Below are 6,772 nucleotides of genomic sequence, written 5' to 3' on the forward strand. Positions count from 1 at the left end.
TTTCTCGCTGCCGTTACTGGCGGAAGGGGAAGTTGAAGGCCTTGAGCAATGCCCTGGCTTCGTCGTCCGTCTTCGCAGTCGTACAAACGATGACGTCCATGCCCCAGATCTGATCAACCTTGTCGTAGTTGATCTCCGGGAACACGATGTGTTCCTTGATGCCCATGGCATAGTTGCCACGGCCATCGAAGCTCTTCGGATTGAGTCCGCGGAAGTCGCGGACGCGCGGCAGCGCGATGTTCACGAGGCGGTCGAGGAACTCGTACATGCGTTCCTTGCGCAGCGTGACCTTGGCGCCGATCGGCATCTTTTCGCGGACCTTGAAGCCGGCGATCGAGTTGCGCGCGTGGGTGACGACGGCCTTCTGGCCGGCGATCAGCGCCAGATCCTCCGCCGCGATCGAAGGCTTCTTCGAATCGCCGGTCGCTTCGCCGACGCCCATGTTCAGCACGATCTTGTCGATGCGCGGAACCTGCATCTCGTTCTCGTAGCCGAACTGCTCCTGCAGCGCCTTGCGGATGGTCTCGTTGTAGACCTGCTTGAGGCGCGGCGTGTTCTGGGCAGTCGCCTGCTTGGTTTGAGCCTTAGCCATTGATGACTTCTCCCGAGCGCTTGGCGACGCGCACCTTCTTGCCGTCCTTCTGGAAGATGAAGCCGACACGGGTCGGCTTGCCATCCTTGGGGTCGGCCAGCGCGATGTTCGACAGCTGGATCGGCGCTTCCTTGGTGATGATCCCGCCCTCTTGGGACTGGGACTGCTTCTGGTGACGACGGATCATGTTGACGCCACGCACCAGCGCGGTGTCTTCCTTCGGCTGTACCGAGAGGACTTCGCCCGAACGGCCCTTGTCCTTGCCGGCCAGCACGACGACCTTGTCGCCTTTTCTAATCTTCTGCATTGGTCCGGCTCCTTACAGCACTTCAGGCGCGAGCGAGATGATCTTCATGTGGTTCTTGGCGCGGAGTTCGCGCGGAACTGGTCCGAAGATACGCGTGCCGATCGGCTCTTTCTTGTTGTCGACGAGAACGGCCGCGTTCTTGTCGAAACGGATCACGCTGCCGTCCGGGCGGCGGATGTCCTTGGCCGTGCGAACCACGACCGCCTTCATCACATCGCCCTTCTTGACGCGGCCGCGCGGGATGGCTTCCTTGATCGACACCACGATGATGTCGCCCACGGAAGCGTATTTCCGCTTCGAGCCGCCCAGCACCTTGATGCACATGACACGACGGGCGCCGGAATTATCCGCGACGTCGAGGTTTGTTTGCATCTGAATCATGACTGGCCGCCTTCTTCTCTTCTAACGGGACGGGCGCAAAGCCCCTCCCCGGTCTGTCCAAAATTCGTTGTTTACGCCTGGTCCGAAGACACGACGGTCCAGCGCTTGTCCTTGGAAATCGGCTTCGATTCCTGGATGAACACCTGATCGCCGACCTTGTGGGCGTTGTTCTCGTCGTGCGCCTTGTACTTCTTGGTCATGCGCACGGTCTTCTTCATCACGGGATGCGTGAAGCGCCGTTCGACCTTGACGACAACCGTCTTCTCGTTTTTGTCGCTGACGACGGTGCCCTGCAGAATGCGCTTTGGCATGGTTTTCGTCCTTAAGCCTTCTTAGCCGCGGACTTTTCCGCAGCGATGGTCTTGATACGCGCAATGTCCTTGCGGACCTGCCTCACGCGCGCGGTCTTCTCGAGCTGGCCGGTGGCCTTCTGGAAGCGCAGGTTGAACTGCTCCTTCTTCAGGCTGGCCAATTCGTCGGTCAGCTGGTCCTGGGTCTTGGTCCGGATGTCTTCGGCTTTCATGATCAGCCCGTCCTTATTCTGCGATGCGCTGTACGAAGCGGGTCCTGACCGAGAGCTTGGCCGCGCCGAGACGCAGCGCCTCACGGGCGGTTTCCTCATTGACGCCGTCGATCTCGAACATGATCCGGCCGGGCTTGACGCGCGCCGCCCAGTAATCGACCGCGCCCTTGCCCTTGCCCATGCGGACTTCGGTCGGCTTCGACGTCACCGGCACGTCCGGGAAGATACGGATCCAGACGCGGCCGGCGCGCTTCATCTCGCGGGTGATCGCGCGGCGGGCCGCCTCGATCTCACGCGCGGTGACGCGGTTCGGCTCAAGCGCCTTCAGCCCGAAACCGCCGAAATCCAGATTGGTGCCACCCTTGGCGGCACCGTGGATACGACCCTTGAACTGCTTGCGGAACTTTGTGCGCTTTGGCTGCAGCATCGTTCTAACTCCAAATTCTCAACTGTCTCAGGCGTTTTCGCGACGGCGACCGCGTTCGCGCTCACCACCACCGCCATGCGCATGATCGCCCTCGGTGGCGCGGCGCTCCGAAGCCATCGGGTCGTGCTCGAGGATTTCGCCCTTGAACACCCAGACCTTGACACCGCAGATGCCGTAGGCGGTGTGTGCTTCGGCCGTGCCGTAGTCGACGTCGGCGCGCAGCGTATGCAGCGGCACGCGACCTTCGCGATACCATTCCATGCGCGCGATCTCGGCGCCGCCGAGACGGCCGGCGCAGTTGATGCGGATGCCTTCGGCACCGAGGCGCATCGCCGACTGCACGGCGCGCTTCATGGCGCGGCGGAACGCGATACGGCGCTCGAGCTGCTGGGCGATCGACTGGGCGACCAGCGTCGCGTCGATCTCGGGCTTACGCACTTCGACGATGTTCAAATGCGTCTCGGACTTCGTCATCTCCATCAGCTTCCTGCGAAGCTTCTCGATGTCGGCGCCCTTCTTGCCGATGATCAGGCCCGGACGCGCCGCATGGATGGTGACGCGGCACTTCTTGTGCGGACGCTCGATCACGACCTTCGAGATCGCAGCCTGCTTGAGTTCCTTCTCAAGATACTTGCGGATCTTGATGTCCTCGTGCAGCAGCTTGCCGTACTCGCCGGTGTTGGCGAACCAGCGCGAATCCCAGGTGCGGTTGATGCCGAGACGCAGACCGATCGGATTGATTTTCTGGCCCATTATGCGGCCTCCACTTTTTCTTCGACTTCACGAACGACGATCGTGAGGTGCGAGAACGGCTTCTCGATACGGCTGGCGCGGCCACGGCCACGGGCATGGAACCGCTTCATGACGATCGACTTGCCGACATAGGCTTCCGCCACGATCAGCGCATCGACGTCGAGGTCGTGGTTGTTTTCCGCGTTGGCGATCGCCGATTCCAGCGTCTTCTTGACCGTGCCGGAAATCCGCTTGGCCGAGAATTCGAGATCGGAAAGCGCTGTCGCGACCTTCTTGCCGCGGATCAGCGCGGCAACCAGGTTCAGCTTCTGCGGGCTGATACGGATCGTGCGCAACACGGCGCGCGCTTCGTTGTCAGCAAGCCTGCGCGGAGCTTTGGCCTTGCCCATGATTATTTCCTCTTCGCCTTCTTATCCGCGCCGTGACCGTAATAGGTCCGGGTCGGAGCGAATTCACCGAACTTGTGACCGACCATGTCCTCGTTCACCGAAACGGGAACGTGCTTCTGGCCGTTGTAGACACCGAAGGTGAAGCCGACGAACTGCGGCAGGATGGTGGAGCGACGGCTCCACATCTTGATCACCTCATTGCGACCACCTTCACGAACCTTGTCCACCTTCTTGAGAAGGTAGCCGTCGATGAAGGGGCCTTTCCAAATCGAACGAGTCACTTGGCGTTACCTCTTCTTAGCTCTTGCGCTGATGGCGCGAGCGCAGGATGAACTTGTCGGTCGCCTTATTGGACCGCGTCTTCTTGCCCTTGGTCGGCTTGCCCCAAGGCGAAACCGGATGGCGGCCACCCGAGGTGCGGCCTTCGCCGCCGCCGTGCGGATGGTCGACCGGGTTCATGGTCACGCCGCGGTTGTGCGGACGTTTTCCCCGCCATACCGTGCGGCCTGCCTTGCCGTCATTGATGTTGCCGTGGTCCGGGTTGGAGACGGCGCCGACAGTGGCCATGCACGAGCCGTGGACGACACGCTGCTCGCCGGAGTTGAGGCGCAGGATCGCCATGCCCTGGTCGCGGCCGACGAGCTGGGCATAACCGCCAGCCGAACGGGCAACCTGGGCGCCCTTGCCCGGCTTCAGCTCGATGTTGTGGACGATCGTGCCGACCGGCATCGAGGCCAGCGGCATCGCATTGCCCGGCTTCACGTCGACCGCTTCGCCGGCCACGATCTTGTCGCCGGCAGCAATGCGCTGCGGAGCGATGATGTAGGACAGCTCGCCATCGTCGTACTTGATCAGCGCGATGAAGGCGCTGCGGTTCGGATCGTATTCGATACGCTCGACCGTGCCGACAATGTCGAACTTGCGGCGCTTGAAGTCGATGATGCGGTACGTACGCTTGTGACCGCCGCCGATGAAGCGGGCGGTGATGCGGCCGTAATTGTTGCGGCCGCCCGATTTGGTCAGGCCCTGGGTCAGGCCCTTGACGGGCTTGCCCTTGTAGAGGCCCGAGCGGTCGACGATGACCAGCTGGCGGGTGCTCGGCGTTATCGGGTTGAATTTTTTCAGTGCCATGTCTGTTGTCCTCGCGGTCTTGCTCAGAGACCCGTCGCGACGTCGATCGACTGGCCGTCGGCCAGCGTCACAATCGCCTTCTTGACGTCGCTCTGGCGGCCGATCGTGCCGCGGAAGCGCTTGATCTTGCCCTTGCGGACAAGCGTGTTCACGGCCATCACCTTGACGCCGAACAGCGCTTCGACGGCAGCCTTGATTTCCGGCTTCGACGCCTTCTTGGCGACATTGAAGACGACCTGGTTCTGCTCGGAAGCCATGGTCGACTTTTCGGTGATCGCCGGCGAGACGATCACGTCGTAGTGACGAAGGTCGGTCATTTGAAGCGCTCCTCGAGAGCCTCGACGGCGGCCTTCGAAAGGACCAGCGTGCCGCGGCGCAGAATGTCGTAGACGTTGATGCCCTGGATGGGCAGCACGTCGATGTTCGGGATGTTCGTCGCCGCCAGCTTAAAGTTCTTGTCGAGCTCGGCGCCGCCGATCAGCAAGGCGTTGGACAGGCCCAGCGTCGCGAAATTCGCGATCAGCGCCTTGGTCTTGGCCTCAGTCAGCATCAACTCATCAATGATGATGAGCGAGGCGCTCTTGGCCTTGGCCGAGAGAGCATGCTTGAGGCCCAGCGCACGCACCTTCTTCGGCAAATCGTGCTCGTGACTGCGGACGACCGGGCCGTGGGCCTTGCCGCCGCCGCGGAACTGCGGAGCGCGTGCCGAATGGTGACGGGCGCGGCCCGTACCCTTCTGCTTATACATCTTGGCGCCGGTGCGGGCGATCTCGGCGCGACCCTTGGTCTTGTGCGTGCCCTGCTGCTTCTTGGCAAGCTGCCAGCGCACGACGCGCTGCAGGATGTCCTCGCGCGGATCAAGGCCGAAAATCTCCTCGGAGAGTTTCACCTTGCCGGCGTCCTTGCCGCCAAGCGTTGTGATCTTGAGGTCCATTATTCCGCTCCCTCTGTGGCCGGGGCATCTGCTGTGGCCGGGGCATCGTTCTTGGCGCCATCATTGGTTGCAATAGCGCGGATTGCGGCGGGCTTCGGCGCATTGGCCGGCAGCGCAACCTTGGCTGCGTCACGGACCAGGATCCAGGCGCCCTTCGAACCGGGAACCGCGCCGCGGATCAGGATCAGACCGCGATCGGCATCGGTCGAGACGACCTCGACATTCTGCGTGGTGACGCGGGTGTCACCCATGTGGCCGGCCATATGCTTGCCCTTGAACACCTTGCCCGGGTCCTGGCGCTGGCCGGTCGAGCCGTGCGTACGGTGCGAGACCGAGTTGCCGTGGGTCGCGCGGCCGCCGCCCATGTGGTGCCGCTTGATGACGCCCTGGAAACCCTTGCCGATCGTAGTTCCCGTCACATCGACCTTCTGGCCGACGACGAAATGATCGACGGTGATCTCGGCGCCGACATCGATCATGTTGTCGGCGGAGACGCGGAACTCGGCAACCTTGGCCTTCGGCTCGACGGAAGCGGTCGCGAAATGGCCGCGCATCGCCTTCGACGTGTTCTTCACCTTGGCAAGGCCAACGCCGAGCTGGACGGCGGTATAGCCGTTCTTCTCCTGCGTGCGCTGCGCCACGACCTGGCAGTTCTCCATCTGGAGAACGGTGACGGGAACATGTTCCCCGGCATCGTTGTAGATGCGGGTCATTCCCACCTTCTTTGCAATCACACCTGAACGCATCGGTTCATTCCTTTAGAGTTCCCTGTCGGGGCTTTCGCCCCTCCACGCCTCTTGTTCCTTCAGAGTTCCCTGTCGGGGCTTGTCGCCCCTCCACGCCTCTTGTTCCTTCAGAGTTCCGGGTCGCCCCGCCGCTCTGGTTCCTCAGAGCTTGATCTCGACGTCGACACCGGCGGCAAGATCGAGCTTCATCAAAGCGTCGACCGTCTGCGGGGTCGGATCGACAATGTCGAGCAGACGCTTGTGCGTGCGCATCTCGAACTGCTCGCGGCTCTTCTTGTCGACGTGAGGCGACCGGTTGACCGTGAACTTTTCGATCCGCGTCGGCAGCGGAATGGGGCCGCGGACGTTGGCGCCGGTGCGCTTGGCCGTCGACACGATTTCCCGCGTCGAGGCGTCAAGCACCCGGTGATCAAACGCCTTCAGGCGGATGCGGATATTCTGTCCGTTCATGCGTCACTTCCTTGTTCTGGCGCGGCGCGGGCAGCGCCCGCGACAGATCGGTTTAAGTCCAAATTACTCTTTGATGGTGACGACGATGCCGGCACCGACGGTGCGGCCGCCTTCACGGATGGCGAAGCGCAGCTTCTCT

At 62.2% G+C, this 6,772-nt stretch carries 15 protein-coding genes; all 15 read right to left on the minus strand.

Annotated features, from left to right (window positions below):
* Positions 1–13 precede the first annotated feature (13 nt).
* The gene (gene rplE / locus AC0L3H_RS31285) at positions 14–592 is read right to left on the minus strand and encodes a 50S ribosomal protein L5 (RefSeq protein WP_023799287.1); all 579 of its coding nucleotides are present in this window, start codon (positions 590–592) and stop codon (positions 14–16) included.
* The gene (gene rplX, locus AC0L3H_RS31290) at positions 585–899 is read right to left on the minus strand and encodes a 50S ribosomal protein L24 (RefSeq protein ID WP_013531428.1); all 315 of its coding nucleotides are present in this window, start codon (positions 897–899) and stop codon (positions 585–587) included. Before rplX ends, rplE begins: the two co-directional genes overlap by 8 nt.
* A gap of 12 nt (positions 900–911) precedes the next feature.
* Positions 912–1,280 carry a 50S ribosomal protein L14 gene (rplN, locus tag AC0L3H_RS31295; protein WP_006205457.1) on the minus strand — a complete coding sequence of 123 codons (369 nt, stop codon included), beginning with the start codon at positions 1,278–1,280 and terminating at the stop codon, positions 912–914.
* A 71-nt stretch (positions 1,281–1,351) separates the two neighbouring features.
* Positions 1,352–1,591: a 30S ribosomal protein S17 gene (rpsQ, locus tag AC0L3H_RS31300; RefSeq protein ID WP_023799288.1), complete on the minus strand. Its 240-nt coding sequence runs from the start codon at positions 1,589–1,591 to the stop codon at positions 1,352–1,354.
* An 11-nt stretch (positions 1,592–1,602) separates the two neighbouring features.
* Positions 1,603–1,803, minus strand: a complete 201-nt coding sequence (rpmC, locus tag AC0L3H_RS31305) for a 50S ribosomal protein L29 (protein WP_023799289.1) — start codon at positions 1,801–1,803, stop codon at positions 1,603–1,605.
* A 13-nt stretch (positions 1,804–1,816) separates the two neighbouring features.
* Positions 1,817–2,230, minus strand: a complete 414-nt coding sequence (gene rplP, locus AC0L3H_RS31310; RefSeq protein WP_023799290.1) for a 50S ribosomal protein L16 — start codon at positions 2,228–2,230, stop codon at positions 1,817–1,819.
* 27 nt (positions 2,231–2,257) lie between these two features.
* Complete coding sequence (gene rpsC, locus AC0L3H_RS31315) at positions 2,258–2,983, minus strand: 30S ribosomal protein S3 (protein WP_023799291.1); 726 nt, start codon at positions 2,981–2,983, stop codon at positions 2,258–2,260.
* Positions 2,983–3,372, minus strand: a complete 390-nt coding sequence (gene rplV / locus AC0L3H_RS31320) for a 50S ribosomal protein L22 (RefSeq protein ID WP_023799292.1) — start codon at positions 3,370–3,372, stop codon at positions 2,983–2,985. Before rplV ends, rpsC begins: the two co-directional genes overlap by 1 nt.
* A 2-nt stretch (positions 3,373–3,374) precedes the next feature.
* Positions 3,375–3,653 (minus strand): 30S ribosomal protein S19, encoded by a 279-nt coding sequence (gene rpsS, locus AC0L3H_RS31325; RefSeq protein WP_006205463.1) that lies wholly within the window; start codon positions 3,651–3,653, stop codon positions 3,375–3,377.
* A gap of 16 nt (positions 3,654–3,669) precedes the next feature.
* Entirely contained in the window at positions 3,670–4,503 is an 834-nt protein-coding gene (rplB, locus tag AC0L3H_RS31330) for a 50S ribosomal protein L2 (RefSeq protein WP_128177330.1), read from the minus strand.
* A gap of 23 nt (positions 4,504–4,526) precedes the next feature.
* Entirely contained in the window at positions 4,527–4,820 is a 294-nt protein-coding gene (locus AC0L3H_RS31335; protein WP_010909275.1) for a 50S ribosomal protein L23, read from the minus strand.
* On the minus strand, positions 4,817–5,437 hold the full coding sequence (gene rplD / locus AC0L3H_RS31340; protein ID WP_027154042.1) for a 50S ribosomal protein L4: 621 nt from the start codon (positions 5,435–5,437) through the stop codon (positions 4,817–4,819). Before rplD ends, AC0L3H_RS31335 begins: the two co-directional genes overlap by 4 nt.
* Positions 5,437–6,183: a 50S ribosomal protein L3 gene (gene rplC, locus AC0L3H_RS31345; protein WP_287248043.1), complete on the minus strand. Its 747-nt coding sequence runs from the start codon at positions 6,181–6,183 to the stop codon at positions 5,437–5,439. The genes rplD and rplC overlap by 1 nt, the downstream gene beginning before the upstream one ends.
* 141 nt (positions 6,184–6,324) lie before the next feature.
* A complete protein-coding gene (gene rpsJ, locus AC0L3H_RS31350; RefSeq protein WP_006205468.1) occupies positions 6,325–6,633 on the minus strand; it encodes a 30S ribosomal protein S10 in 309 nt (102 codons plus the stop codon).
* A 63-nt stretch (positions 6,634–6,696) separates the two neighbouring features.
* On the minus strand, positions 6,697–6,772 hold a 76-nt coding region (locus AC0L3H_RS31355), incomplete at its 5' end, for an EF-Tu C-terminal domain-related protein (RefSeq protein WP_454589835.1).

This window comes from Mesorhizobium sp. WSM4816 (assembly GCF_055811535.1).

Bases quoted from the DNA above. Each gene is read 5' to 3' on its own strand.
- rplP (WP_023799290.1), bottom strand. From the start codon at position 2,230: ATGCTGCAGCCAAAGCGCACAAAGTTCCGCAAGCAGTTCAAGGGTCGT.
- AC0L3H_RS31335 (WP_010909275.1), bottom strand. From the start codon at position 4,820: ATGACCGACCTTCGTCACTACGACGTGATCGTCTCGCCGGCGATCACC.
- rplX (WP_013531428.1), bottom strand. From the start codon at position 899: ATGCAGAAGATTAGAAAAGGCGACAAGGTCGTCGTGCTGGCCGGCAAG.
- rpmC (WP_023799289.1), bottom strand. From the start codon at position 1,803: ATGAAAGCCGAAGACATCCGGACCAAGACCCAGGACCAGCTGACCGAC.
- rplB (WP_128177330.1), bottom strand. From the start codon at position 4,503: ATGGCACTGAAAAAATTCAACCCGATAACGCCGAGCACCCGCCAGCTG.
- rplD (WP_027154042.1), bottom strand. From the start codon at position 5,437: ATGGACCTCAAGATCACAACGCTTGGCGGCAAGGACGCCGGCAAGGTG.
- rpsQ (WP_023799288.1), bottom strand. From the start codon at position 1,591: ATGCCAAAGCGCATTCTGCAGGGCACCGTCGTCAGCGACAAAAACGAG.
- rpsC (WP_023799291.1), bottom strand. From the start codon at position 2,983: ATGGGCCAGAAAATCAATCCGATCGGTCTGCGTCTCGGCATCAACCGC.
- rplN (WP_006205457.1), bottom strand. From the start codon at position 1,280: ATGATTCAGATGCAAACAAACCTCGACGTCGCGGATAATTCCGGCGCC.
- rplC (WP_287248043.1), bottom strand. From the start codon at position 6,183: ATGCGTTCAGGTGTGATTGCAAAGAAGGTGGGAATGACCCGCATCTAC.
- rplE (WP_023799287.1), bottom strand. From the start codon at position 592: ATGGCTAAGGCTCAAACCAAGCAGGCGACTGCCCAGAACACGCCGCGC.
- rplV (WP_023799292.1), bottom strand. From the start codon at position 3,372: ATGGGCAAGGCCAAAGCTCCGCGCAGGCTTGCTGACAACGAAGCGCGC.
- rpsJ (WP_006205468.1), bottom strand. From the start codon at position 6,633: ATGAACGGACAGAATATCCGCATCCGCCTGAAGGCGTTTGATCACCGG.